This window comes from Tistrella sp., assembly GCF_002684955.1.
GTDB lineage: Bacteria > Pseudomonadota > Alphaproteobacteria > Tistrellales > Tistrellaceae > Tistrella > Tistrella mobilis.
This window is the reverse complement of record NZ_NYWI01000071.1, coordinates 173,134-196,422: the sequence shown is the minus strand read 5'-3', so window position 1 is coordinate 196,422 and position 23,289 is coordinate 173,134. Positions and strand designations below refer to the sequence as shown.

The following is a 23,289-nucleotide window of genomic DNA, read 5'->3' as shown; positions in this document are numbered from 1 at the left end:
CATATTTTGCCGTCATGGCGATCGACCTCTTCAGCATCCGGCGCACCGCCGCCTACGCTCCCGACGGAACCCGGCTCTGCGACTGCGAGGGCTGCGGAGAGGAAGGTGCGTTCCGCGCGCCCAAATCGCGCGACCGGCTCAGGGACTATTATTTTTTCTGTCTGGAGCATGTCCGCGCCTACAACAAGGGCTGGGACTACTTCAAGGGGCTGAGTTCGGCCGAGATCGACCGTCACCTGCATGACGACATGACCTGGCACCGCCCCTCCTGGCCCTTCGCCAGCGCCGATCGCGACCAGGCCGACGAGGTTGCCCGTGCCGCGGCCCAGATGTTCCGTGAAGGCCGGACCAGTGACCCCTTCGGCATGTTCGGCGCCGCAGGCCGCGCGGCCGAGCGCGTGCGCGCCGCCGCCGAGACCCGCTTCACCCCCGACGAGCGCCAGGCGTTCAAGACCCTGGGCATAGACCCGACCCGCGACCTGCCCCAGATCAAGGACCACTACAAGAAACTCGCCAAACGGCTGCACCCCGACGTCACCGGCGGCGACGCCGCGTCGGAGGAACGCATGAAATCGGTGAACCAGGCCTATTCCTTTTTGATGCACCGCGCGTCAGACTGGACCTGAACCGGTGCCGTTCCCCGACCGGATGGGGATGCGCGTGCCGAGATCAGGAGTTGCCCGCCGACGGCCCAGTCGGCCGCGGCCTTCACCCGCACCTCCCCGTGCGGGGGCCGGCCGCGATGTCCATCCGTTTCGTCCCCGCCTTCCCCAGTGGAGATCTTCTTCATCATGGCTTCCGAGACCCTGGCCGCCCCGACCCCGAACACGCCGGATATCAAGGTGTCTGTGCGACAGGTCTTCGGCATCGACAGCGACATGGAGGTGCCGGCATTCAGCGACCGCAGCGAGCATGTGCCCGATCTGGACCAGACCTACCGCTTTCAGCCGGATGTCACCCTCGCCATTCTCGCCGGTTTCGCCTTTAACCGCCGCGTGATGATCCAGGGCTATCACGGCACCGGCAAGTCGACCCATATCGAGCAGGTCGCGGCCCGGCTGAACTGGCCCTGCGTGCGCGTCAACCTGGACAGCCACATCAGCCGTATCGACCTGATCGGCAAGGACGCCATCGTGCTGCGCGACGGCAAGCAGGTGACCGAATACAAGGAAGGCATCCTGCCCTTCTGCCTGCAGCGCCCGACCGCGCTCGTCTTCGACGAATATGATGCCGGCCGTGCCGACGTGATGTTCGTGATCCAGCGCATTCTGGAGAACGAGGGCAAGCTGACCCTGGTCGAACAGAACAAGGTCATCCGCCCGCATCCCTATTTCCGGATCTTCGCCACCGCCAATACGGTGGGCCTCGGCGACACGACCGGCCTCTATCATGGCACCCAGCAGATCAACCAGGGCCAGATGGACCGCTGGAACGTGGTGGTCACGCTGAACTATCTGGCGCCGGACGAAGAGAGCGCGATCGTTCTGTCGAAGCTGCCGGAATTCGACAATGCCGACGGCCATAAGACCGTGCGGTCGATGGTCGCCCTGGCCGACCTCACCCGCAGCGCCTTCATCAACGGCGACATCTCGACCGTCATGTCGCCGCGCACGGTGCTGACCTGGGCCGAGAACTACCGGATCTTCAAGGATCTGCAGCTCGCCTTCCGCTTCACCTTCCTCAACAAGTGCGACGAGGTGGAGCGTCCGCTGATCGCCGAATACTATCAGCGCTGCTTCGGCACCGAGCTGCACGTCCCCGGCATCCGCCACATGGGTTGAGGGACATGCGCAAGCGCAACGATCCGCAATCCGTCGAGCAGTTCAAACGTGCCCTGACCAGCACCGTGAAGGCGATGGCGGGCACGCCTCAGCTCGAAGTCGCCTTCACCTTCGAACCGCCGCGGCTGCGCGGCGACCGGGTGAACCTGCGCGCGCCGATGCGCAACCTGCCGGAACAGCAGGTGGCCCGCATCCGCGGCGAGGCGGACCAGATCTCGCTGCGCGTGCGCCATCATGACGCCCGCATCCACATGGCCCGCCAGCCCCAGGGCGAGCTGTCCCGCCGGCTCTACGAGAGCTGCGAGCAGCTGCGCATCGAAGCCCTGGGCGGGCGGAACATGACCGGCGTGCGCGGCAATCTGGCCCGGCTGCAGGAAGATCAGCTTCGCGAGCAGCCGCAGCGTCTGGCGGTCGACGGCAGCCCGGAATCGCTTTGCGAAGCGGCATTGCTGCTGCTGCGCGAGCGCCTGACCGGTGTGCCGACGCCCGAGATCGCCCGCGAACTGGTTGAACACTGGCGCCCGATGATCGAGCGCAAGGCCGGCGAAGACATGGCCCGCCTGCCCGAGATCCTGGCCGACCAGAAGCGCTTTTCCGAGGGCGTGCGCGACCTGTTGTCCGACCTCGACATCGAGGCCGAGACCGAAGGCGAACTCGACGAGGATCGCGAGCCCGACGAGGCCGATGATCAGGCCGAGGCGGAAGCCCAGGAACAGCCCGACGGCGAAGGCGGCGAGCAGTCGCAGGATGGCGACGACAGCGGCCAGTCGAGCGAAGGCGCGCCCGAGACCGGCGACGGCGAGGCCGATGCCGACATGGCGGCCAGCGATCCCGATTCCGAAAGCGGCGCCGGCGGCGAGGACAGCTCGTCCCGGGTACGCCCCTGGATGCCGCCCGGCTCCAACGAAAACGAACCCGCCACCGACGTCTACCACCCCTACACCACCGAATTCGACGAGGTGGTGGAGGCCAGCGAGCTTGCGACCGAAGATGAGCTGAACCGCCTGCGCGGCCTGCTCGACCAGCAGATGACCCATCTGCACGGCGTGATCACCAAGCTTGCCAACCGCCTGCAGCGCCGACTGCTGGCCAAGCAGTCGCGCGGCTGGGAGTTCGACCTCGACGAAGGCCTGCTCGACAGCTCCAAACTGGCCCGCGTCGTGGTCCAGCCGCTCTACAGCCAGACCTATAAGCGCGAGCGCGACACCGACTTCCGCGACACCGTGGTCACGCTGCTGATCGACAATTCCGGCTCCATGCGTGGCCGGCCGATCTCGGTGGCTGCGATGAGCGCCGATATTCTTGCCCGCACGCTGGAGCGCTGCGGCGTGAAGGTCGAAATCCTGGGCTTCACCACCCGGGACTGGAAGGGCGGCCAGTCGCGCAAGAAGTGGCTCGACGGCGGCAAGCCGCAGACGCCGGGCCGGCTCAACGATCTGCGCCACATCGTCTACAAATCGGCCGACTGGCCGTGGCGGCGGGCGCGGAAGAATCTGGGCCTGATGCTGCGCGAAGGCCTGCTGAAGGAGAATATCGACGGCGAGGCGATCCTCTGGGCCCATAACCGCCTGCTGGCGCGGCCTGAGAACCGCCGGATCCTGATGGTGATCTCCGACGGCGCACCGGTGGACGACAGCACGCTGTCGGTCAACAGCTCGAACTATCTGGACCGCCATCTGCGCCAGGTGATCGAGTGGATCGAGAGCCGGTCGCCGGTCGATCTGGTCGCGATCGGTATCGGCCACGACGTCACCCGCTACTACAAGCGTGCCGTCACCATCGTCGATGCCGAACAGCTGGGCGGCACGGTGATGAACCAGCTGGCCGAACTCTTCGACGAAGACCAGGGCGGCCGCGGCGGCCGTCCCACCCGCCTCAGACACTGACCGACCGTCACCGGCACGAAGACGGAAGGGCGGGCCTCCACGGAGGCCCGCCCTTCTTCTTTTCATGCGCCGGACGTGTGCCGGTCACCGCGCCACCAGCACCCGGCCTTCCTTCATCACCAGTCGGATGGTCTCGTCCGGCCGCGACCAGGGTGCGACGTCGTGAAGGACGTCGCCGTCGACGACGATCAGGTCGGCGAGCAGGCCCGGTTCGACCCGGCCGATGCGGTCGCCCATGCGGAACAAATCGGCCGCGACGGTGGTGGCCGAGCGGATCACGTCGATCGGCGCCTGGACCTGGGCCCGCAGGGCGAATTCGGTCAGCTGGCGGCGATGCATGATGCCGAGCAGGTCGGTGCCGAAAGCGATCTTCACACCACCTGCATGGGCCAGGCGCAGCGCCTCGCGGCCGGCATCCAGCACGTCATAGACCTTGCGGTGCAGATCGGCCGGCATGCCCGCCGCCAGCCCCTCTTCGGCCAGGGCCGAATAGGTCGCAAGCGTCGGCACCAGCCAGCGGCCCTTTTCGACGAACAGCCGCACCGAGCTTTCGTCGAGCAGATTGCCATGCTCGATCGAGGTGATACCCGCCTCCAGCGCCCGGTTGATCGCGCGGGCGGTATAGGCATGGCCCATGACCGGAATGTTGGCGGCCTCGGCCTCTTCCACCGCCGCGTAGAGTTCTTCCATCGCGAACTGGGTGCTGTCGATCCGGTCGGTCGGCGAGGCGACACCGCCCGAGACCATCAGCTTGATATGGGTGGCGCCGGTGCGGATCAGATCACGGCAGGCCCGGCGCATCTCGGGCACGCCGTCGCAGACCCGGCCGAGCCCCGCACAGCAGAAGCACTCGCCCAGTTCCTGCTGGCCGGGCCCGCGCATGTCGGCATGACCGCCGGTCTGCGAAAGCGCCTTGCCGCAATAGAGCAGCCGCGGACCGGGCAGCGCGCCTTCCGCGACCGCCTTGGCCAGCCCCCAATCGGCGCCACCGGCATCGCGCACGGTGGTAAAGCCGCGCTCCAGCATGCCCTTCAGCACGTCGGCGGTGTGGACCGTGACGTAGAAGGGCGACATCCGGCCGAGTTCGGCGAAGTTGGGCGTGATCGCCGTGACATGGACATGGGCGTCGCACAGGCCCGGCATCAGCACCTTGCCGCCGAGATCGATCACCTCGGCATCGGCGCCGGCCATGCGGTCGGCATCGGGGGCTATGGCGCGGATCACCCCGCCCTCGACCCAGACCGACTGGCCGTCGAGATAGCGGCCGGCGACCACATCCAGCACCCGGGCATTGCGGAAGACGGTGCCGGCCCCCCGGGGCGCGGCCTTGGAAGCGGAGGTCATGAATGGATCATCCTCAATGGGTGCCGAGATAGAGATCGGCCATGCGTTCATCGGCAAGCAGGCGTTCGGCGGTGTCGTGGATCACCACCCGCCCGGTATCCAGGATGTAGCCGCGATCGCTGATCGCCAGCGCCTGACGGGCGCGCTGTTCGACCAGCAGCGCCGAGACCCCCAGCGCCGGCAGGCCGCGGATCAGCTCCAGCACCTCGTGGACCAGGGCAGGCGACAGCGCCGCCGTCGGCTCGTCCAGGATCATCAGCTTCGGTGCCGGCATCAGGGCCCGGGCGAAGGCCAGCTGCTGGCGCTCGCCGCCCGACAGCGCGCCGGCACGGGTGCGGCGACGTTCGGCCAGGGCGGGGAAGCGGTCGAACATCGCCTCGATCCTCTGGCGGCGATCGGCCACCCCCTCGACCACCTGCAGGTTTTCGGTGACGGTCAGGGTCGGAAAGACGTTCTCGACCTGGGGCACATAGACCACGCCCATGCCGATACGCTTTTCGGCCGGCACGCCCAGCAGCGGGGTATCGCCCAGGCGCATCTCGCCGCGCACCCGGGTGAGCAGCCCCATCAGCGCCTTGACCAGGGTCGATTTGCCCGAGCCGTTGGTGCCGGCGATGGTCACGATCTCCAGCGCATCGACATGGAGCGAGATGCCGGAGACGATGTCGACCTCGCCATAGCCCGCGGCAAGATCCGAAACGGTCAGCAGCCGGGTCATACCGCGCCCCCCATATAGGCCTCGCGCACCCGGGCATCGGCCAGCACCGCCTGGGGCGTACCCTGGGCCAGCAGCCGGCCACGATCGATCACGATCATCCGCTCGACCAGGGCCGAAAGCGAGGGCAGGTTGTGTTCGACGATCAGGAAGCCGATGCCGCCGCTGCCGTCGACCCCGGTCTCGCGGATCGCACGGATCCGGTCGGCGATCTCTTCGATCAGCACCGGATTGACGCCGGCGAAGGGCTCGTCGAGCAGGATCATCTTCGGCCGGACCATCAGGGCGCGGCCCAGTTCCAGCAGCTTGCGCTGACCGCCCGACAGGCCGCCGGCCGGCTTGTCGGCCACGCGGGTGAGGTTCAGAAAGGAGAGAATGCCGTCGGCCCGCCCGGCAATCTCCGCCTCCTGCCGACGGATGCGGGCGCCGCGGAAGAACACGCCGGCCAGGGTCTCGCCCGTCTGCCCCGGGGCCGCCGCCGCCAGATTCTGGCGCACGCTCAGGCTGGCGAAGACCCGCGGCACCTGGAAGGTGCGGCCAAGCCCGGCGCGCACCCGTTCCACCGGCCCCATCCGGCTGAGATCGCGGCCGGCAAAGCTGACCTGGCCGGCATCGCCGGGCTGGAACCCGCTGACGACCGAGAACAGCGTGCTCTTGCCGGCGCCGTTGGGGCCGATCAGCCCCGAAAGCCCCGAAACCGGCACCGAGAAGCCGATATCGGTCAGCACCTGCACGCCGCCGAAGCTTTTGGAAACACCCTCGACCGTCAACTGACGATCGGCGGCGGCGATGGTGTCAGGATGGCTCATCGGTTCAGCCCCCCTTCTTCGTGCCGGCCGACGGCGCACCCAGGATGCCGTCCGGGCGGAAGCGCATCAGCAGCATCAGCGCAACGCCGACCACCCCCAGCCTGAGGCTCGCCATCTCGACTTCGGAAACGCCCGGCAGGGCATCGCGCAGGAAGCGCGAGCCTTCAAGGAAACCGATCAGCACCACCGTGCCGATGGCGGCCCCGCCCACCCGGCCCGCGCCGCCGAAGATCATCGCCACCCAGACATAGAAGGTGAGCAGGGGGACGAACTGTTCCGGGGTCACGAAGGTGACGTAATGGGCGTAGAAGGCGCCGGCGAGGCCGGTGAAGGCGCTGCCGACCATGAACACGGTGACCTTGAACCGGCCCGGATGCTTGCCCAGCGACCGCACCGCCTCTTCGTCGTCGCGGATCGCCTGGATCATCCGGCCGAAGGGGCTGTGGACCAGGCGCCAGTTGACCGCCAGCACCAGGATCACCGCCACGACCAGCAGGATCAAGGTCAGCAGATTGCCGTCCACGCCCTCCACGCCCAGTGCCTGGGCGGCCGATGGAATGCCGGGGATCCCCTGAACGCCGCCAGTCAGCGCGCGCTCGTTGGTGATCACCAGGCGCACCGTCTCGGAAAAACCGAGCATGACGATGGCGAAATACTCGATCCTGAGCCGCAGCGACAAAAGCGCCACCGGCCAGGCGGCAAGGGCCGCCAGCAGGGCCGCCGCGGCGAAGCCCAGCAGCAGGGGCCAGCCCGCCATCACCAGCAGGGCGCTGGTATAGGCGCCGATGGCGAAGAAGCCGACCAGGCCGAAATTGATCAGGCCGGTGAAGCCGTATTGCAGGTTCAGGCCGAAGGTCATCAGCATGTAGATCGCCGTGACCACCGCGACCGCGACCAGATAGCTTTCCATGGGCGGCCTCTCTCAGCGAACCAGCGCGTTGCGGGCGAACAGCCCCTGCGGCCGGATCATCAGCATCAGCAGCAGCACCGCGAACCCCATGCCGATCTTGTAGGTGAAGCCGACGAAGGGGGTGGACAGCTCCTGCACCAGGCCGATGAGCAGCCCGCCCAGAACGGCGCCGATCGGGTTGCCGATGGTGCCGAGGATGGTGGCGGCAAAGGCCGGCAGCAGCAGGTCCCAGCCCATTTCGGGGGTCACCACGGTCTTGGCACCCAGCAGAACGCCGCCGAGCCCGGCCAGCCCGCCCGCCATCAGCCACATCACCGCCATCACCCGCCCGGCATTGATGCCCGAGGCCCGGGCGAGATCGGGATTGTCGGCGACCGCCCGCATCCTGCGGCCGATCGGGGTCAGGTGCAGCACGGCGAAAGTCACCGCCAGTGCGGCAGCTGCCGCCCCCATCACCTGCAGATCGGTCGGCTGCACCCGGATCGGCCCGAACAGGACCGCACGGGTCAGCGGCAGGTCGTAGACCCGCTGATCATGGCCGAAGATGAAGGAGAGCGCCGACCGCAGGAAGAAGGCGAGACCGATCGACGCGATCATCGAGGCCACCGCCGAGCGCCGGGCCAGATTGCGGAACAGCAGGAAATGGAAGGCGAGCGCCACCGCGGCCGAGACGCCCACCCCGGCGATCGCCGCCCCCAGAAGCCCGCCCCCGGCCAGCGTGCCGGCAAGGCCGCCGAAGGCGCCGACCGTCATCAGGTCGCCGGTGGAGGCGTTGGGAAAGCGGGCGATGCCGAAAACCAGCGTGATCGCCAGCGCGCCGAGGGCATAGATCGAGCCCTCGACCAGGCCGTTGAAGGCTAGGTTGAGATAATAGGCGGTATCCATGGGGACCCCGGAACGGGAGGCCGGAACGAGACGACCGACCCGCCCGGCACGCCGAAGCGTGGCCCGGGCGGGCACGGCCGGTCCGGATCAGAACGAGACCACGCCCTTGCGGACGAAGGCGCCGCCATCGATCTCCGACAGGCTGAAATCGGGCGTCACGTCGCCATACTGGTCGAAGGAGAGGCGGCTGGAGGCGCCTTCATAGTTCACCTTGCGGCCGGCCTCGATCGCGGCCTTGCCCTCGGCGAAGGTATAGACCGGCGCGCCATCTGCGGCATCGATCGCCCGGATGCTGCCGTTCACCGCCGCAATGGTCGTGTCGGGGCAGGCCTGCTGCATGGCCAGGCCCCAGGCGATCACCATGTCATAGGTCATCGCCGCATAGACATTGGCCGGTGCCTCCGCCCCCATCGCCTTCTTATAGGCCGCCTCGAAATGGGCGTAAGACGGCGCGCTCTCATTGCTGATGCTGTCGACCGCGATCACATTGGCGAGCACGTCGGGGCCCAGCGCATCGATCAGCTGCTGATTGGCGGCCCAGCCGGGGATGATCCACTTCACATCCGGGCTCTGGCCGCTCTGATACCATTCGCGCAGGATGACGGTGGTGTCCTGAAGATAGGACCCCATGACAATCACGTCGGGGTTCGCCGCCAGGATCTGCTGCAGTTCGGACCGGTAGCTCGGCCGCTTGGGCTCGTAGACCACGCTGGAGACGACCTCGCCGCCGGCGGCCGTCCAGGCCTTGGTGAAGCCCTCGGTATTGCCGATGCCGGAGGCGTTGTTATAGGCCATGGTCGCCGGACGCTTGAAGCCGCGCTCGGTCGCGATCTTGGCGAAGGCCTGGCCGAAGCGGTCATTGGTCGCCTGGAAGCGCCAGACCAGATCGGCCTTGTCCTCGGTCGAGATCGCCGGCGCGCCCGACGTGTTCAGCAGCGGCAACCCGGCCTGAGTGGTGATCGGCATGACCGCAAGCGTGATGCCCGAGGACCAGGTGCCCATCACCGCATCGACCTTGTTCACCTCGATCAGCTTCTTCACCGCCAGCACGGCGGCTTCGGGCGAGGTCTGGGTATCTTCGGCCGAGACTTCCAGCTTGCGGCCGCAGGCGCCACCCGCGGCGTTCACCTCGTCCGCCGCCAGGATGATCGCCTTCTGCATGCCGGGGCCATAGGGGCTGCCGGCGCCGGTGACCGGGTTCAGCGCCCCGATCCTGAAGGGCGCGGTCTCTGCCTGCGCCGCGCCGCCGAGCGCGAGGGACATCACCGCGAGCGAAACGCCTGCCGTCACGGCCCGGCGCATGCGGGCCTCAATCCGTCCTGCCATCCCTGTCTTCTCCTTGCCATCCCGAGAACCCGCCGCCCCGCCGGGGAGCTGCCGCCGGCCCTTCTTGAGAGGCCGATCGGTTTTGCGGGTGGATTTCACACGCCGACGCTCCCCGCCAGCGTGCCGCCTGAGCCCCGCCCCTCCACGAGGGTTGCGAGGATCGTCTTCCAGGCCCTGAGCAGGTCCTGGTAATAGTCCGGATCCGGTTTCAGCACCGTCTGGGCGCCCATGCCGCGCAGCAGGCAGAGCGTCAGATTGAGCACGGTGGTCGTGGCCCGGTCGGCCGTGCCGCGGGCCTCGAAAAACTCGGTCCACATGTCGTCGAGCGCGACATGGAAACGCTTCACCACCGGCAGCAGCGCATCGCGCAGATCGTCATCGGTCCGGGCGGCGGTGATGTGTTCCAGCGTGATGTAGAACAGCCGGCCCGAGAAGCGCCGCCACAGATCGTCCACGAAAGCGTCCAGGCCGATCGCGCCCGAACGCACCGAGGCGGCCATGCCGCGCATCTCGATGATCTCGTCGTCGAGCAGCCGCTCGATCGCCGCAACCAGCAGATCGCTGCGGGTGGGATAGTGGTGCAGCATCGCGCCGCGAGACACGCCGGCGCGTTCGCATACCGCCTGGGTGGCCAGCCGGGCATGGCCGGCCTCCATCAGCACGTCGAGCGTCGCATAGAGCAGCTTGTCGCGGGTTTCGGCGCTCCGCTCCTCCTGCGTGCGCCGCACCTTCGCACCGGTCATCTCCCTCTCCCCGGCCGGTCGCGTCATGTTTCAAGACTGCGACTCTACAAAAAAACAGTCAAGACTGTTTGTTTTTATCCACAAGGTTGACGGGTGCCGCGATCTCTCGCGACACCCGCCTCAGACCTCATGCGATTAAATGTCGTCGAGACCCCGGGTCACCAGGCCTTATAGGGCAGGAACTTGCCGTTCATGGTGATCTTCACCCGGTCGCCCTTCGGATCCTCGACCTTGTCGACATGCATGGTGAAGTCGATCGCGCTCATGATGCCGTCGCCGAACTTCTCCTGGATGATCTCCTTCAGCGTCTCGCCATAGACGCCCACGATCTCGTAGAGGCGATAGATCGCGGGGTCGGTGGGCACCGCCTGATCCCAGACCTTGGTCGGGAATGCGACCAGTGCCGGCTCGACGGCGGCCGGCAGGTCGAGCAGGGCCACCAGCGCCTGCGCCTTTTCGGCCGGCATGCTGTTCATGCCCAGCGCCGCCGAGGTGGTCCAGACCAGGGACATGCCGATGCCCTCGGCGATCGCCTCCCAGGTCAGGCCATGCGCCGCCTTGGCGTCCAGGATCAGCGCCGTGGCATCGGCCTTCGACAGCGGCGCATCGGTGGAGGTCTTGGTCATGTTCATGAGGTGTCCTCGCTGCGGGTCGTGATGAACGGGTGCGACGAAACAGGGTGCGACGAAACGGATCGGGAAGCCGATCAACGGGCGGCACGCTGGAAGGGCACGACATCGACACCCTGGGCACTGCCGTCGCGGCCGAAGCGCACGGTGCGCGGGGCACCGGTGCCAGCACCACCGGCCCCGGCGGCCAGCTCCCGCGAGCGCCGGGTCAGGAATTCGACCAGGTGGTTGCGGATGGCATAGAAGGCCGGGTCGTGCAGGATGGTGTCCCGGGCCCGCGGCCGCGGGATATCGATGACCACGCTTTCCGCGATCCGGGCCCGCGGGCCGTTGGTCATCAGCAGGATCCGGTCGGCAAGCAGGATCGCCTCGTCGACGTCATGGGTGATCATGAACACGCTCTGGTCGGTATCGGACCAGATGCGGATCAACTCGTCCTGGATGGTGCCGCGGGTGAGCGCATCCAGCGCACCGAAGGGCTCGTCGAGCAGCAGCAGCCGGGGCTCGATCGCAAAGGCCCGGGCGATGCTGACCCGCTGCCGCATGCCGCCCGAGAGTTCGGCCGGCTTGCGGTGCTCCGCCCCGCCGGACAGCCCGACCTTGGCCAGATGGCTGAGCGCATGCGCGCGGATCTGCTGCCGCGACCAGTCGCGATGTCGGGCGCGGATGGCGAAGACCACGTTTTCGAGCGCCGTCGCCCAGGGCAACAGGCTGTAATTCTGGAACACCACGCCGCGGTCGAGACCAGGGCCCGAGATTTCCCGGCCGTCCATGACCACCGCCCCCGAGGAGGCGCTGTCGAGCCCGGCCAGGATGTTGAGGATGGTGGATTTGCCGCAGCCGGAATGGCCGATCACGCAGACGAATTCGCCACGATCCATGGTGAAGTCGACCTGCTCGAAAACCGTGGTCTCGCCGCCGCCCCGGGCGGGGAAGCGTTTTGCCAGGCCCGAGACGTCGAGAAAGGGGCGTTCGCTCGTCATGGGATACCTCTCTCTCCGCCTCAATCGGCATAGGCCACGGCGCGGGCGAGCGCGCCGAGCAGCGCATCCAGCGCCATGCCGACCAGACCGATCATCAGGATGGAGAACACCACGCTGGTGAGATCGAGATTGTTCCACTCGTTCCAGACGTAGTAGCCGATGCCGGTGCCACCCACGAGCATCTCTGCCGCCACGATGACCAGCCAGGCGATGCCGATCGAGATCCGCATCCCCGTCACGATGGTCGGCGCAGCGGCCGGCAGGATGACCCTGAGGGCGGTCGAGACCGGCCCGAGTTCGTGGGTACGGGCCACATTCACCCAGTCCCGCCGGACATTGGCGACACCGAAGGCGGTGTTGAGCAGCATCGGCCAGATCGAGCAGATGAAGATCACGAAGATCGCCGACATCTGGCTGTCCTTGATCACGAACAGCGCGAGCGGCATCCAGGCGAGCGGCGAGATCGGCCGCAGCACCTGGATGAACGGGTCGAGCGCCCGATAGGCCAGCGGCGACATGCCGATCAGGAAGCCGAGCGGCAGGGCGATGGCGGCCGCGGCCAGATAGCCCGCCGCCACCCGGTAGAGCGAATAGCCGATCTGGATGCCGATGCCCTTGTCGTTGGGCCCGGCATCGTAGAAGGGATCCGATATCTCTTCCCAGGCGCGCGTCAGGATGTCGGAGGGGGCCGGCAGGCGGGCCTGGGTGTCGGCACCGCCCATCAGCCGGGCATATTCGTCCTGCGCCGCCGAGGCGGCGGGCGCCGTGCCGGAGAGTTCCCAGACCCCCAGCAGCAGGGCCAGCACTGCCACCGACAGGATCGCGGCACGGATGCGGAGCGACGGCATCATTCCGGGTCTCCCAGAGGGCAGGCTCAACTGCGCCGGATGGCGAAGGAGGCGAGATAGCCTTCGGGATCCGCCGGATCGAAGGTCTTGCCCATGATGGTGTGGGGCTCGTAAGTGACCTCGGGCGGGGTCAGACCCAGCTCCTTCATCCGGGCACCGGTCTCGGCGGCGAGATAGACCTGTTCGGCGATGCCGCGATAGTCGATCTCGCCCGAAATGTAGCCCCAGCGCTTCATCTGGGTCAGGATCCACACCCCCATGGAATGCCAGGGGAAGGGATCGAAATCGATCCGGTCGGGCACGTCCTGCACCTGGCCCAGCCCGTCGGCGAAGCGGCCGGTCAGGACCTGTTCGATCACCGGCACGGGCTGGTTCAGATAATTGGCGGGCGCGATCGCGGCCGAGATCTCCTTGCGATTGGCCGGATCGGCGGCATAGGAGGTCGCCTCCAGCAGCGCCATGACCAGGGCGCCATAGGTGTTGGGCATCTCTTCGGCGAAGGCCTTGGAACAGGCAAAGGCGCAGCAGGGATGGCCTTCCCAGATGTCCTTGGTCAGCAGATGGATGAAGCCGACCTTTTCCCAGACGGCACGCTGGTTGAACGGATCCGGCGACAGGTAGCCGTCCAGATTTCCGGCGCGCAGATTGGCGACCATCTCCGGCGGCGGCACGACCCGGATCTGGATATCCTTGTCGGGGTCGAGCCCGTGCTCGGCGACGTAATAACGCAGCAGGAAATTGTGCATCGAGTATTCGAAGGGAACCCCGAAGCGGAAGCCCTTCCAGTCCCTGGGGTCGCGCTTGTCCTTGTGATCGACATGCAGCACGATCGCCTGGCCGTTGATGTTCTCCCCCGCCGGCATCAGGAAGGGCTGGGCGGTGGAGCCCGCCCCCATGGTGATCGCCAGAGGCATCGGCGTCAGCATGTGCGAGGCGTCGTATTCCTTGTTGAGCGACTTGTCGCGCGCCACCGCCCAGCCGGCGGTCTTGATCACCTGCACATCCAGGCCGCGGCGTTCATAGAAGCCCATGGGATGGGCCATGATGATCGGGGTGGCGCAGGTGATCGGGACGAAGCCGATGTTGAGCTTCGTCTTCTCGAGCGGACCACCGCCGGTCATGCCGTCCTTGACCGCCGCCTTCACCCGGTCGAGCGGCAGAACCGAGGCCAGCGCCGCCGCAAAGGCCCCCGCCCCCACGGTCTTCAGAAACGACCGCCGGGCAATCTCGTTGCCGCCGAACATGGAGCGGACGACCGCATTCTCGACCCCCCGATCGACCAGCGCCTCTTCACCCACGGGCAGCGCCGGGTCAGATTGAGCGGAGGTCGGCCGGGCAGAGGTCGTGGCGCAGGCGGCGCAGCCGCACTGCCGGCCATGGCCGAGGTCGACATCCGGATCGAAGGCGTCGCCGAGGCTCTCGATCGTCATGTGTCACTCCCTGACGGATGAACGGTCTGAACAGCCGGGCGGCAGGCGGGGGATGCCGCGTCCCGGGCTTCTGTTCTGCAACCGCCGGGCCAGACGGACAAAATCCATCTAGTTATCTGATATAATTCGATAAATTTCCGGGATCCGACCGATGCGAGAGACCACGATATATCGTGATCCACGGGATATCGTGGTTGGTTTCACGAAGTTTCGTGCTAGGCTTCCACATACCCCCGCGCCCTTCCCGGTCCTGTCCGGAGGACGCCATGCCCGATACCGCAGCACCACCCGACCACGCCCACCGGGCCGATGCCCTGGCGGCGGCGATCATCGCCGCCAGCCCGCGGCCGATGCTGGTTTTCGATCCCGTGGCCGACCTTATCCTGCATGCCAATCCGGCGGCAGGCCGGCTGTTCGGTCTGGCGCCGGAGGTGCTGGCCACGCGCCGGATGAGCGCGCTGCATCAGGGCCAGATGCCGGCGCTGGTGGTCTTCACCGAGGCGGTTCTGGACCAGGGCCAGGCGGTGACCCGGGGCCTCGCCCCCAGCCGTGCCGACGGCAGCGAGGTGGCGGTCGAGTACGAGGGCGCGCGGCTCGACGGGCCAGGCGCCGGGCTGGTCCTGCTGACCATCACGGATCTTGAGGAACGCCACCGCCGCGAGGTCGATGCCGAGGCCGACGCCTATCTGAAGGGCGGTATCGCCGAATGGCGGCGGGTGGAACGCTTCTTCCGCGATGTCGAGCGGCAGAACCAGCTGATCCTGCGGGCCGCCGGCGAGGGGATCTACGGCATCAATGCCGAGGGCCACACCACCTTCGTCAACCCGGCCGCCGAACGTCTGCTGGGCTGGCGGGCGGAAGAACTGGTCGGCCGCGACATGCATGGCATGGTCCATCACACCCATGCCGATGGCAGCCACTATCCCGAGCATGAATGCCCGATCTACGCCGCCTTCCGCGAGGGCGAGGTCCGGCAGATCGACGACGAGGTGTTCTGGCGAAAGGATGGCCGACCGATCCGCGTGGAATATACCAGCACGCCGATCCGCGACCGCGGCGTGGTGGTCGGCGCCGTGATCGTGTTCCGCGATGTCACCAGCCGCCGGGAGGCGGAGGAACGGCTGCATGCCGCCCTGGCCGAGGTCGACGCGCTGCGCGAGCGGCTGGAGCGCGAGAACGCCTATCTGCTGGAAGAGATCCGCACCGAGGTCAACCACCACCACATCATCGGCCGCAGCGCCGCCATCCAGACGATCGCCCGCCAGATCGACCTGGTTGCGCCCACCGATGCCAATGTGCTGATCACCGGCGAAAGCGGCACCGGCAAGGAGCTGATCGCGCGGGCGATCCACGAAGCCGGCCGCCGGTCGCACCGGCCGCTGATCCGGGTGAACTGCGCAGCCATCCCGCGGGAGCTGTTCGAAAGCGAGTTCTTCGGCCATGTCCGCGGCGCCTTCACCGGCGCGGTGCGCGACCGGGTCGGCCGGTTCGACCTGGCCGATGGCGGTACCCTGTTCCTGGACGAGGTGGGCGAGATCCCGCTGGAACTGCAGAGCAAGCTGCTGCGGGTGCTGCAGGAGGGCCATTTCGAGCGGGTCGGCGAAGAGCGGACCCGGGCGGTGGATGTGCGGATCGTGGCCGCCACCAATCGCGACCTGAAGGATCAGGTACGCCGCGGCCGGTTCCGCGAAGATCTCTATTTCCGCCTCAACGTCTTCCCGATCGAGAGCGTGCCTTTGCGCGAGCGGCTGGATGACGTGCCGCTGCTGGCCGCCCATTTCCTGGCCAAGACCTGCCGGCGGCTGAATATCCCCGATCTCAGGCTGACCCGCGGCGATGTCGAGCGGCTGACCGGCTATGACTGGCCGGGCAATGTCCGCGAGTTGGAGAATGTGATCGAACGGGCGGCGATCCTGGCCCGGGGCGGGCGGCTGCGCTTCGATCTGGAGCCATCCGCCGCCCTGCATGCCGGCCCGGCAGCGGCGCCCGCAGCGCCCGCCCTGGCCGGGGACGAGGACGAGCTGCTGACCGAAGCCGGCCGCCGCGACCGTGACCGACGGATGATCGAGGCCGCCCTCAGCCGGTGTGGCGGCCGGGTCTATGGCCCGAACGGGGCTGCCGCCCTGCTCGGCCTGCCGGCAACCACGCTCGCCTCGCGGATCCGCGCGCTGGGGCTGGAGCCGCGGCGCTACCGGGCGGGCCAGGCCTGATCAGCCATGCTCGTGCACGGGATCCGTCGGCAGCGGCAGCAGGATCTGCATCAGGGCGCGATAGGGCACCAGCATGGCCAGAGCCATTGCCATCTTCACCCCCCAATCGCCCGCCGCCCAGCTGATCCAGGGCAGGCCGGTGCCGGCGAAGGCAATGGTGAAGAACAGCACCGTATCGAAAGCCGAAGCCAGCGAGGACGAAATCAGCGGCGCCTGCCACCAGGGCCGGCGGCGCAGCCGGTCGAACACCGTCACGTCCATCAGCTGCGCAACCAGGAAGGCCGCGCCCGAAGCGAGCGCAATCCGCGGATCGGCGAACCACAGCGACATGACGACCGCGATCGCGAAACCGGCATAGACCACCCTGCGGGCGGATGCGGTGCCGTAGCGGCGATTGGTCAGATCGGTGACCAGAAAGGCCGCCGGATAGGTGAAGGCGCCCCAGGTCAGCCAGTCGTTGATCGGATACTGGACCAGAATGTTGGAGGCGACGACCGCAAGGGTCATCGCCAGGATCGGCAGCCAGAGGCGGTGCAGCGCATGAGCCATGGGAGATGGTCTCTCTTTCCCAAAGGGACGGCAGGCGGTTCATCTGCCGTCCGGACGGCGATACAGGCCGTCGGGTGACGGGGCGGCACGTGACTGCGCCGTCCCGGATAGTCTGTTCGAACGCAGAAGGACCCGCAACCGTCTCCGGCGCGGGTCCTTCTGGATCTGGAGCGGCGGAACCCGCATGGGGCTCCGGCGTCACTCGGCGGCGGCGAACTCCGCAGCGCGAGCGGCACGCTTCTCGACGATCAGCTTCTTCAGCCGGCGGGCGTCGGGCGAGAGCTCGACCTCACGGGCACCGGCGAGGAAGGCATCGAGGCCACCACGACGCTCGATCGAACGCAGGGTCGACACGGCAACCTTCAGGCGGACCAGACGGCCCAGCACGTCGGAATAGATGCCGGTGTCCTGGACGTTCGGATTGAAGCGGCGACGGGACTTGTTGTGGGCATGGCTGACATTGTTGCCTGCCATGTAACGCTTACCGGTAAGCTCGCAACGACGGGCCATGTTTGGAAACCTTCAGCGGGCGGACGCTTGTTGAAACCTTCGGACGATGCGCCGCGCCGGCGTCGTCGATGGCGGCACCCGGGCCGGGCACCTTTCGGAGACCGTGTCTTTAGGCGAGCCGGTCCCGATCGTCAAGGAAAAATCAGCGATTTAGGGTCGGCGCGGAGAATCCCGCGACCGGGCCGGCGGCCTTCCGTGCAGACACACGAACCCCCGACGGTGCCGGATGATGGTCCGGCCCGCCGGGGGTTAGAGCCAAGTGCGGACGACGCTCAAGCGTCAGCGGATGGCGCCGGCCACCCAGGCGCTCTGCGGCTCGCCATGGGCGTCGTCGTCCTCGAGATCGAGGTCCGCTTCCGCCGGGCCTGCCTGTGTATCGGCATAGCTCGCATAGGCGTCGGTCAGCAGACGGCGCCAGAACGCGCGATAGCGCTCTCGCCCCGCCTGATCCAGCGTCACCAGGGCATCGGTGCGCAGATGGACCACGGTCCGCCCCTTGCCCGCCTTTTCGAAGACGAGGCGGGTCCGGGCGCTTTCGACGCCCTTCTGGCCGCAGGCACCGATCAGTTCGATCGCCGCCGGCGCCCGGGCATCGCCGATCACGGCCCAGATCATCTGGGGCCGGCCGGGACCGCGGTCGAGATAGAGCCAGCCGCCGGTTGCGGCTTCCAGGCGGACCCGCCCCTCGCCCTCACGCGGCCACCAGTTTTCCGCCTGTTCGACGAAAAGCTGATAGGCGCGCCGACGGGGCAGGTCGATCTCGACGGCCGCCTCGATCGCCATGGCCTCGACCGCACCGGGCAGATTGCCCTGTTCGGCTTCGGCCCCCACCGCGAACTGGGCAAGCCAGCCGGCGACGGTCGGCGTGAGGCGCTCGAGCGCCAGCCGGTTCCAGCGTTCGCGGCCGCGCCGTTCCACCGTGACCAGACCTGCCTCGACCAGAAGGTCGAGGTGCTTCATGACCGCGAAACGGGTCACGTCGAAGCAGGCGGCCAGATCGCCGGTGCGGCGGGGCTGCGCGTGAAGAAGTTCGATGATGCGCCTGCGGCTTGGGTCCGAGAGCGCTTTCCAGATGAGATCGTCGTCCATGTGCTCGATCGTGGGTCCGAGACCCGGCGGGAACAAGTGTCAATAAGGAGGCAGAGCTGCGGAGGTATCCGGGATCCGGACCGTCGCGCATGACAGGCGCAGGCTGGGTGGAAATCCCTCGGGCAGAAATCCGGTGACCGGATCCTTCCCTCAGGCGCCACCGTCCTGCGCGCGCCGTGTTCGGTCGAGGCTGGTCTGGGCCAATACGATGCCGGCCAGAACCAGAACTCCACCGCCGAGCGTCGCGGGTGGCAGGCTCTCGTGAAAGAGAAGCCATCCCCACAGGCTGGCGAACACCGCCTCCCCCATGAGAGAGATCGACACCGCCGTCGCCGGCAGGGCCTTCAGCGACCAGTTATAGGTGCTGTGACCAATTAGTTGGGGGATAAGCGCCATTCCCACAAGGGCCAGATATGTGGCCGTCCCGTGTCCCAGAAGAGGCAGGCCGGCTGCGAGCGTGACCGAAAGGAGGATCACGGCCGCCACACCATAGGCCAGCATCACATAAGGCACGAGATCGAGCCTGGCCCTGAGGGCACGTCCGCACAGCAGATAGGCCGCCATCGCCGCCCCGCCGACCAGCGCCAGGACGTTGCCGAGAAGCCCGTCGCCGGTCAGATCGGCAGACGGCGCCGAGACGATGACGGTTCCGATGACGGCAAGCCCCACCGCCAGCCAGCCCCGCCGGTCCAGACGGTCGATGCCGAGGACGAGACCACCGAGTGCGGTCCAGATCGGCACCGTGTTGACCAGCAACACAGAGTTGGCGATGGAGGTATAGGAGAGCGAGCTGATCCAGGTCGCGAAATGCAGCGCCAGAAAGGCGCCCGACACCACCGCAAGCAGCAGATGGCGCCGGCCGAGCGTGCGGATCGCACTGCGATGACGCATGCCCATCAGCGGCAGGATCAGCAGGCTGGCGATGGCGAGACGGCCGGTGGCGATCACCAGGGCCGGCGCATCCGCCAGACGCGCGAAAATCGCCCCGGTCGACACCGCCAGCACCCCCACCCAGAGGGCGGCGGCGGCCATGCCGGAGCGGGCCGGCACCAGTCCGGTACCGGGCATCGCGGTCAAGAGGCCGACCGTTCGTCCGGGGCGTCAGCCTGGGGGGCGTCGGCCTGGGGGGCATCGGCCTCAGGAGCATCGGCGACCGGGGCCGCCGCCGCTTCCAGCGCCGCAATCCGCGCCTCGAGTGCCGCGATCCGCTCGGCCTGGCCTTCGGCGAGTGCCCGCAACGCATCCGCCTCTTCGCGGGTCACGGCGCCCATCTCGGCCAGCATCCGCTCAACACGTGAGCGGACCAGCTGGTCCATTTCCTGGCGCAGACCGGCAAAGCCGCTCATGGCACCGCTGGCGACACGGGCCATGTCGTCGAAGAAGGGGTTATTGCTCTGCATCGGCGATCTCCCGGACGGCCGGTGGCCGAAGACAGGACCGGAAACCGGGCTTGCGCCCGGACGGCCCGGCCGGCGGACACGGACCTGGAGGACGTGTACATTGGCTTGCAGGACTGAGGATCCGCGCCTTCCGGCGATACCCGACAGAACGGGCGGCGCACGTGGTTCGGACCTTGCGGATCCATAACATGGTCACCGCTTCGTTAACAGTATCACATTCACATGCCCGGCCTGCAGTTATCGTCGGGTCTCGAAGATGTCACCACCCGCGTGACACACTCTCGGGCGGCACTGCTTGAGCGGCAGGGGCGCCCCCCTTAGACTGCCGCCGACACCCGATTCCGAACCTCCGCGAGGCCCGCTGCCGATGACCGGCCTGACCTTCCCCGACATCGATCCGGTTGCGATTGCCATCGGCCCGATCGCCATTCGCTGGTACGCCCTGGCCTATATCGCGGGTCTGCTGATCGGCTGGCGCTATGTTGTGGGCCTGACCCGGCGCCACGCCCTGGGCCTGGACGAACGGTCGATCGACGACCTGCTGGTCTGGGTCGCCTTCGGCGTCATCCTGGGCGGCCGGTTCGGGTACGTGCTGTTCTATCGCCCGGACTATTACGCCCAGCATCTGCTGGAGATCCCCATGGTGTGGAAGGGCGGAATGTCCTTCCATGGCGGGCTTCTGGGTGTGGCGGTCTCGCTCGCTCTCTTCGCACGCACCAAGGGGGTCAATCCGCTGACCGTGGGCGATCTGGTGGCCGCCGCCGCCCCGATCGGCCTGTTCTTCGGACGGATCGCCAACTTCATCAATGGCGAACTCTGGGGACGGCCGACGGACGTCCCCTGGGGCATGATCTTCCCCATGGCCGGTCCGGAACCCCGCCATCCAAGCCAGATCTACGAAGCGCTGCTTGAAGGCCTGCTGCTGTTCGTCGTGCTGTGGTTCATTGCCCGCCGCCGGGAAACCTGGGCCCGCCCGGGCCTGCTGGCCGGCTATTTCCTGATGGGCTATGCCATCACCCGGTCGATCGCCGAGCTGTTCCGCATGCCCGATGCCTTCCTGGGCTTCCTGGCGGCGGGCCTCACCATGGGGCAGCTGCTGTCCCTGCCCATGTTCCTGATCGGCGTCTATCTGGTGCTCCGCGCCCGCAGCCGGACCGACGCCGCGACCGGACCGGGCCGCGAATGACCGACGCCACCCCCCTCCCCCCTGCGGATACCCCACTCGGCCGGATCATCGCCGGACGCATCGCCGTCGACGGGCCGATGACGCTGGGCACCTATATGGGCCTGGTGCTCGGCCATCCGCAGCATGGCTATTACACGACCCGCGAGCCCTTCGGGGCAGATGGCGACTTCGTCACGGCCCCCGAGATCAGCCAGATGTTCGGTGAACTGGTCGGGCTCTGGCTGGCGGTCGCCTGGGATGAAGCCGGCCAGCCGCCGGCGGTCACGCTCGCCGAACTCGGCCCCGGCCGCGGCACGCTGATGGCCGACGCGCTTCGGGCGATGAAGATGATGCCGGGGCTTCTGGATCGGGTGTCGCTGCATTTCGTGGAGCAGAGCCCGCGCCTGCGTGAGGCTCAGGCTCAGGCGGTCGCCGATGCCGGCCTCTCCCGGCCGCCGGTCTGGCACGATACGGTCGACGGCCTGCCCGACGACCGGCCGCTGCTGCTGATCGCCAACGAGTTCTTCGATGCCCTGCCGGTCCGCCAGCTGGTCCGGCGCCCCGACGGCCTGTGGTCGGAACGGATGATCGACCTCGATCCCGACCGCCCGGGACGGTTCCGCTATGGCCTGTCGCCGGATCCGAGCCCGGCCGCAGCCCTGCTGACCCCACGCATCGCCCGGGCCTCGCTGGCCGAGATCCCGGCCGGAGCGATCGCCGAGGTCCAGCCGGCATCGATTTCGATCGCCGGCACCATCGGCACCCGGCTTGCCGCGCTCGGCGGTGCGGCGCTGATCGTCGATTACGGCCATGGCATCAGTGCCCCCGGCGACACCTTCCAGGCGGTGAAGGCGCATGCCCATGCCGACCCGCTGGAAGAACCGGGGCGCGCCGACCTGACCGTTCATGTCGATTTCGAGCGTCTGTCCGCAGCCGCGGCCGCAGGCGGCGCCCTGGCCCATGGCCCCGTCGATCAGGGCAGCTTTCTGGGCCGGCTCGGCATCGGTGCCCGTGCCGAACGCCTGGCCCGCGGTGCCCGTAACGGCGGCGAGCGCGCCCAGATCGCCACCGCCCTGAAGCGCCTGACGGCCCCGGAAGAGATGGGGCGCCTGTTCAAGGTGCTGGCCCTGACACCACCCGGCCGGCCGGCACCGCCCGGCTTCGCACCGGTGCCCGGCTTCGACGCCGATCTTTAAGCCCCCCGCGAGGAGGCAACCTGATGCCCCAGTCCCTCATGCATGACCGGCCCCCCCATGACCGCCACGGTCTGCTCCACCTGCCCGGCATCGCCCACGGCTTTTTCGGCCGGCAGGGCGGCGTTTCGACCGGCCTTTATACCAGCCTGAACTGCGGCCCGGGCAGCGCCGACGACCCGGCCGCGGTCGCGGAGAACCGCCGCCGCGTGGCTGCAGCACTGACGCCCGCGCCCCGGCACCTGCTGACCAACCACCAGGTCCATGGCCGCCGGGTGATCACGGTCGACGAAGACGGGCTGGCGCTTTATCCCGAAGCCGGTCGCGGTGCCGAAGGCCGCCCCCATGCCGACGGCATGGTCACCCGGCTGCCGGGCATCGTCCTCGGCGCGCTGGCCGCCGATTGTGCGCCGGTTCTGTTCGCCGATGCCGAAGCCCGGGTGATCGGCGCCACCCATGCCGGCTGGAAGGGCGCGGTCGGCGGCGCCACCGACGCGACCATCGAGGCCATGGAGGCGCTGGGCGCCAGCCGCAGCCGCATCCGCGCCGTCATCGGCCCCTGCATCGCCGGCCCGAGCTACGAGGTGGGGCCGGAACTGCGCGACGCCGCCACGGCCGCCGATCCGGCCGCGGCCGGCTTCTTCAGTCCGGGATGCGACGACCGGCTGCATTTCGATCTGCCCGGCTATCTGCTCACCCGGTTGAGGCGGAACCGGATCACGGCGGACGCCATCGGTACCGACACCTATGGCGCCACCGACACCCTGTTCTCCTATCGTCGCACCACACACCGGGGAGAGGCGGACTACGGCCGCCAGGTCTCGGCGATCGTCCTTCTCGACCAGGCGTAAGCGGGTGCCGGAGGCATAAGCGGGTGCCGGAGG

General features: G+C 67.9%; 23 protein-coding genes. 7 read left to right on the top strand and 16 right to left on the bottom strand.

Annotated elements, in window-relative coordinates; genetic code table 11:
• Positions 1 to 14 precede the first annotated feature (14 nt).
• From CMO28_RS22470 to cobT, 3 genes are all read left to right on the top strand, one after another.
• The gene (locus CMO28_RS22470) at positions 15 to 626 is read left to right on the top strand and encodes a J domain-containing protein (protein ID WP_296717291.1); all 612 of its coding nucleotides are present in this window, start codon (positions 15 to 17) and stop codon (positions 624 to 626) included.
• 165 nt (positions 627 to 791) lie between these two features.
• Complete coding sequence (gene cobS / locus CMO28_RS22465; protein WP_041605292.1) at positions 792 to 1,781, top strand: cobaltochelatase subunit CobS; 990 nt, start codon at positions 792 to 794, stop codon at positions 1,779 to 1,781.
• Positions 1,782 to 1,786: 5 nt separating this feature from the next.
• Positions 1,787 to 3,667 carry a cobaltochelatase subunit CobT gene (gene cobT, locus CMO28_RS22460; protein WP_296717286.1) on the top strand — a complete coding sequence of 627 codons (1,881 nt, stop codon included), beginning with the start codon at positions 1,787 to 1,789 and terminating at the stop codon, positions 3,665 to 3,667.
• Between the two features lie 84 nt (positions 3,668 to 3,751).
• Here the strand turns inward: cobT and CMO28_RS22455 are convergent, their stop codons facing one another.
• The 11 genes from CMO28_RS22455 to CMO28_RS22405 all read right to left on the bottom strand — a co-directional run bounded on the left by CMO28_RS22455 (position 3,752) and on the right by CMO28_RS22405 (position 14,289).
• The gene (locus CMO28_RS22455; RefSeq protein ID WP_296717283.1) at positions 3,752 to 5,011 is read right to left on the bottom strand and encodes a metal-dependent hydrolase family protein; all 1,260 of its coding nucleotides are present in this window, start codon (positions 5,009 to 5,011) and stop codon (positions 3,752 to 3,754) included.
• Positions 5,012 to 5,024: 13 nt separating this feature from the next.
• Positions 5,025 to 5,729: an ABC transporter ATP-binding protein gene (locus CMO28_RS22450; RefSeq protein WP_296717280.1), complete on the bottom strand. Its 705-nt coding sequence runs from the start codon at positions 5,727 to 5,729 to the stop codon at positions 5,025 to 5,027.
• Positions 5,726 to 6,535: an ABC transporter ATP-binding protein gene (locus CMO28_RS22445; RefSeq protein WP_296717277.1), complete on the bottom strand. Its 810-nt coding sequence runs from the start codon at positions 6,533 to 6,535 to the stop codon at positions 5,726 to 5,728. Before CMO28_RS22445 ends, CMO28_RS22450 begins: the two co-directional genes overlap by 4 nt.
• A gap of 4 nt (positions 6,536 to 6,539) precedes the next feature.
• On the bottom strand, positions 6,540 to 7,445 hold the full coding sequence (locus tag CMO28_RS22440; RefSeq protein WP_014743847.1) for a branched-chain amino acid ABC transporter permease: 906 nt from the start codon (positions 7,443 to 7,445) through the stop codon (positions 6,540 to 6,542).
• A gap of 12 nt (positions 7,446 to 7,457) precedes the next feature.
• The gene (locus CMO28_RS22435) at positions 7,458 to 8,330 is read right to left on the bottom strand and encodes a branched-chain amino acid ABC transporter permease (RefSeq protein ID WP_014743846.1); all 873 of its coding nucleotides are present in this window, start codon (positions 8,328 to 8,330) and stop codon (positions 7,458 to 7,460) included.
• A gap of 87 nt (positions 8,331 to 8,417) precedes the next feature.
• Positions 8,418 to 9,656 carry an ABC transporter substrate-binding protein gene (locus CMO28_RS22430; protein ID WP_156502963.1) on the bottom strand — a complete coding sequence of 413 codons (1,239 nt, stop codon included), beginning with the start codon at positions 9,654 to 9,656 and terminating at the stop codon, positions 8,418 to 8,420.
• A 95-nt stretch (positions 9,657 to 9,751) separates the two neighbouring features.
• A complete protein-coding gene (locus CMO28_RS22425) occupies positions 9,752 to 10,399 on the bottom strand; it encodes a TetR/AcrR family transcriptional regulator (RefSeq protein WP_062761150.1) in 648 nt (215 codons plus the stop codon).
• A gap of 158 nt (positions 10,400 to 10,557) precedes the next feature.
• Positions 10,558 to 11,031 carry a cyanase gene (gene cynS / locus CMO28_RS22420; RefSeq protein ID WP_322111402.1) on the bottom strand — a complete coding sequence of 158 codons (474 nt, stop codon included), beginning with the start codon at positions 11,029 to 11,031 and terminating at the stop codon, positions 10,558 to 10,560.
• 74 nt (positions 11,032 to 11,105) lie between these two features.
• Positions 11,106 to 12,011, bottom strand: a complete 906-nt coding sequence (locus tag CMO28_RS22415; protein ID WP_296717265.1) for an ABC transporter ATP-binding protein — start codon at positions 12,009 to 12,011, stop codon at positions 11,106 to 11,108.
• Between the two features lie 20 nt (positions 12,012 to 12,031).
• Positions 12,032 to 12,859 (bottom strand): nitrate ABC transporter permease, encoded by an 828-nt coding sequence (gene ntrB, locus CMO28_RS22410; protein WP_062761179.1) that lies wholly within the window; start codon positions 12,857 to 12,859, stop codon positions 12,032 to 12,034.
• Positions 12,860 to 12,885: 26 nt separating this feature from the next.
• Positions 12,886 to 14,289 carry a CmpA/NrtA family ABC transporter substrate-binding protein gene (locus CMO28_RS22405; protein WP_296717261.1) on the bottom strand — a complete coding sequence of 468 codons (1,404 nt, stop codon included), beginning with the start codon at positions 14,287 to 14,289 and terminating at the stop codon, positions 12,886 to 12,888.
• A gap of 266 nt (positions 14,290 to 14,555) precedes the next feature.
• On the opposite strand from CMO28_RS22405, the gene CMO28_RS22400 reads away from it, so the two are divergent.
• On the top strand, positions 14,556 to 16,499 hold the full coding sequence (locus CMO28_RS22400; RefSeq protein WP_296717258.1) for a sigma 54-interacting transcriptional regulator: 1,944 nt from the start codon (positions 14,556 to 14,558) through the stop codon (positions 16,497 to 16,499).
• Here CMO28_RS22400 and CMO28_RS22395 read toward each other — a convergent pair whose 3' ends face one another.
• The 5 genes from CMO28_RS22395 to CMO28_RS22375 form a co-directional block, all read right to left on the bottom strand.
• Entirely contained in the window at positions 16,500 to 17,048 is a 549-nt protein-coding gene (locus CMO28_RS22395) for a VUT family protein (RefSeq protein WP_014743838.1), read from the bottom strand.
• A 198-nt stretch (positions 17,049 to 17,246) separates the two neighbouring features.
• Positions 17,247 to 17,558, bottom strand: a complete 312-nt coding sequence (gene rpmB, locus CMO28_RS22390) for a 50S ribosomal protein L28 (RefSeq protein WP_014743837.1) — start codon at positions 17,556 to 17,558, stop codon at positions 17,247 to 17,249.
• A gap of 279 nt (positions 17,559 to 17,837) precedes the next feature.
• A complete protein-coding gene (locus CMO28_RS22385; protein WP_014743836.1) occupies positions 17,838 to 18,647 on the bottom strand; it encodes an ArsR/SmtB family transcription factor in 810 nt (269 codons plus the stop codon).
• Between the two features lie 150 nt (positions 18,648 to 18,797).
• Positions 18,798 to 19,715 carry a DMT family transporter gene (locus CMO28_RS22380; RefSeq protein WP_062761160.1) on the bottom strand — a complete coding sequence of 306 codons (918 nt, stop codon included), beginning with the start codon at positions 19,713 to 19,715 and terminating at the stop codon, positions 18,798 to 18,800.
• Positions 19,716 to 19,720: 5 nt separating this feature from the next.
• Positions 19,721 to 20,047 (bottom strand): accessory factor UbiK family protein, encoded by a 327-nt coding sequence (locus tag CMO28_RS22375; RefSeq protein WP_296717252.1) that lies wholly within the window; start codon positions 20,045 to 20,047, stop codon positions 19,721 to 19,723.
• 367 nt (positions 20,048 to 20,414) lie between these two features.
• Between CMO28_RS22375 and lgt the strand changes: the two genes are divergently transcribed.
• From lgt to pgeF, 3 genes are read left to right on the top strand one after another with little or no spacing between them, the layout of a single operon-like run.
• The gene (gene lgt, locus CMO28_RS22370; RefSeq protein ID WP_296717249.1) at positions 20,415 to 21,233 is read left to right on the top strand and encodes a prolipoprotein diacylglyceryl transferase; all 819 of its coding nucleotides are present in this window, start codon (positions 20,415 to 20,417) and stop codon (positions 21,231 to 21,233) included.
• On the top strand, positions 21,230 to 22,408 hold the full coding sequence (locus CMO28_RS22365; protein ID WP_296717248.1) for a class I SAM-dependent methyltransferase: 1,179 nt from the start codon (positions 21,230 to 21,232) through the stop codon (positions 22,406 to 22,408). Before lgt ends, CMO28_RS22365 begins: the two co-directional genes overlap by 4 nt.
• A gap of 23 nt (positions 22,409 to 22,431) precedes the next feature.
• The gene (gene pgeF / locus CMO28_RS22360; RefSeq protein ID WP_296717244.1) at positions 22,432 to 23,256 is read left to right on the top strand and encodes a peptidoglycan editing factor PgeF; all 825 of its coding nucleotides are present in this window, start codon (positions 22,432 to 22,434) and stop codon (positions 23,254 to 23,256) included.
• The last annotated feature ends 33 nt before the right edge of the window (positions 23,257 to 23,289 follow it).

Coding starts and splice junctions, on each gene's coding strand:
- CMO28_RS22470 (WP_296717291.1), top strand. CDS start 15: ATGGCGATCGACCTCTTCAGCATCCGGCGCACCGCCGCCTACGCTCCC.
- cobS (WP_041605292.1), top strand. CDS start 792: ATGGCTTCCGAGACCCTGGCCGCCCCGACCCCGAACACGCCGGATATC.
- cobT (WP_296717286.1), top strand. CDS start 1,787: ATGCGCAAGCGCAACGATCCGCAATCCGTCGAGCAGTTCAAACGTGCC.
- CMO28_RS22455 (WP_296717283.1), bottom strand. CDS start 5,011: ATGACCTCCGCTTCCAAGGCCGCGCCCCGGGGGGCCGGCACCGTCTTC.
- CMO28_RS22450 (WP_296717280.1), bottom strand. CDS start 5,729: ATGACCCGGCTGCTGACCGTTTCGGATCTTGCCGCGGGCTATGGCGAG.
- CMO28_RS22445 (WP_296717277.1), bottom strand. CDS start 6,535: ATGAGCCATCCTGACACCATCGCCGCCGCCGATCGTCAGTTGACGGTC.
- CMO28_RS22440 (WP_014743847.1), bottom strand. CDS start 7,445: ATGGAAAGCTATCTGGTCGCGGTCGCGGTGGTCACGGCGATCTACATG.
- CMO28_RS22435 (WP_014743846.1), bottom strand. CDS start 8,330: ATGGATACCGCCTATTATCTCAACCTAGCCTTCAACGGCCTGGTCGAG.
- CMO28_RS22430 (WP_156502963.1), bottom strand. CDS start 9,656: ATGGCAGGACGGATTGAGGCCCGCATGCGCCGGGCCGTGACGGCAGGC.
- CMO28_RS22425 (WP_062761150.1), bottom strand. CDS start 10,399: ATGACCGGTGCGAAGGTGCGGCGCACGCAGGAGGAGCGGAGCGCCGAA.
- cynS (WP_322111402.1), bottom strand. CDS start 11,031: ATGAACATGACCAAGACCTCCACCGATGCGCCGCTGTCGAAGGCCGAT.
- CMO28_RS22415 (WP_296717265.1), bottom strand. CDS start 12,011: ATGACGAGCGAACGCCCCTTTCTCGACGTCTCGGGCCTGGCAAAACGC.
- ntrB (WP_062761179.1), bottom strand. CDS start 12,859: ATGCCGTCGCTCCGCATCCGTGCCGCGATCCTGTCGGTGGCAGTGCTG.
- CMO28_RS22405 (WP_296717261.1), bottom strand. CDS start 14,289: ATGACGATCGAGAGCCTCGGCGACGCCTTCGATCCGGATGTCGACCTC.
- CMO28_RS22400 (WP_296717258.1), top strand. CDS start 14,556: ATGCCCGATACCGCAGCACCACCCGACCACGCCCACCGGGCCGATGCC.
- CMO28_RS22395 (WP_014743838.1), bottom strand. CDS start 17,048: ATGGCTCATGCGCTGCACCGCCTCTGGCTGCCGATCCTGGCGATGACC.
- rpmB (WP_014743837.1), bottom strand. CDS start 17,558: ATGGCCCGTCGTTGCGAGCTTACCGGTAAGCGTTACATGGCAGGCAAC.
- CMO28_RS22385 (WP_014743836.1), bottom strand. CDS start 18,647: ATGGACGACGATCTCATCTGGAAAGCGCTCTCGGACCCAAGCCGCAGG.
- CMO28_RS22380 (WP_062761160.1), bottom strand. CDS start 19,715: ATGCCCGGTACCGGACTGGTGCCGGCCCGCTCCGGCATGGCCGCCGCC.
- CMO28_RS22375 (WP_296717252.1), bottom strand. CDS start 20,047: ATGCAGAGCAATAACCCCTTCTTCGACGACATGGCCCGTGTCGCCAGC.
- lgt (WP_296717249.1), top strand. CDS start 20,415: ATGACCGGCCTGACCTTCCCCGACATCGATCCGGTTGCGATTGCCATC.
- CMO28_RS22365 (WP_296717248.1), top strand. CDS start 21,230: ATGACCGACGCCACCCCCCTCCCCCCTGCGGATACCCCACTCGGCCGG.
- pgeF (WP_296717244.1), top strand. CDS start 22,432: ATGCCCCAGTCCCTCATGCATGACCGGCCCCCCCATGACCGCCACGGT.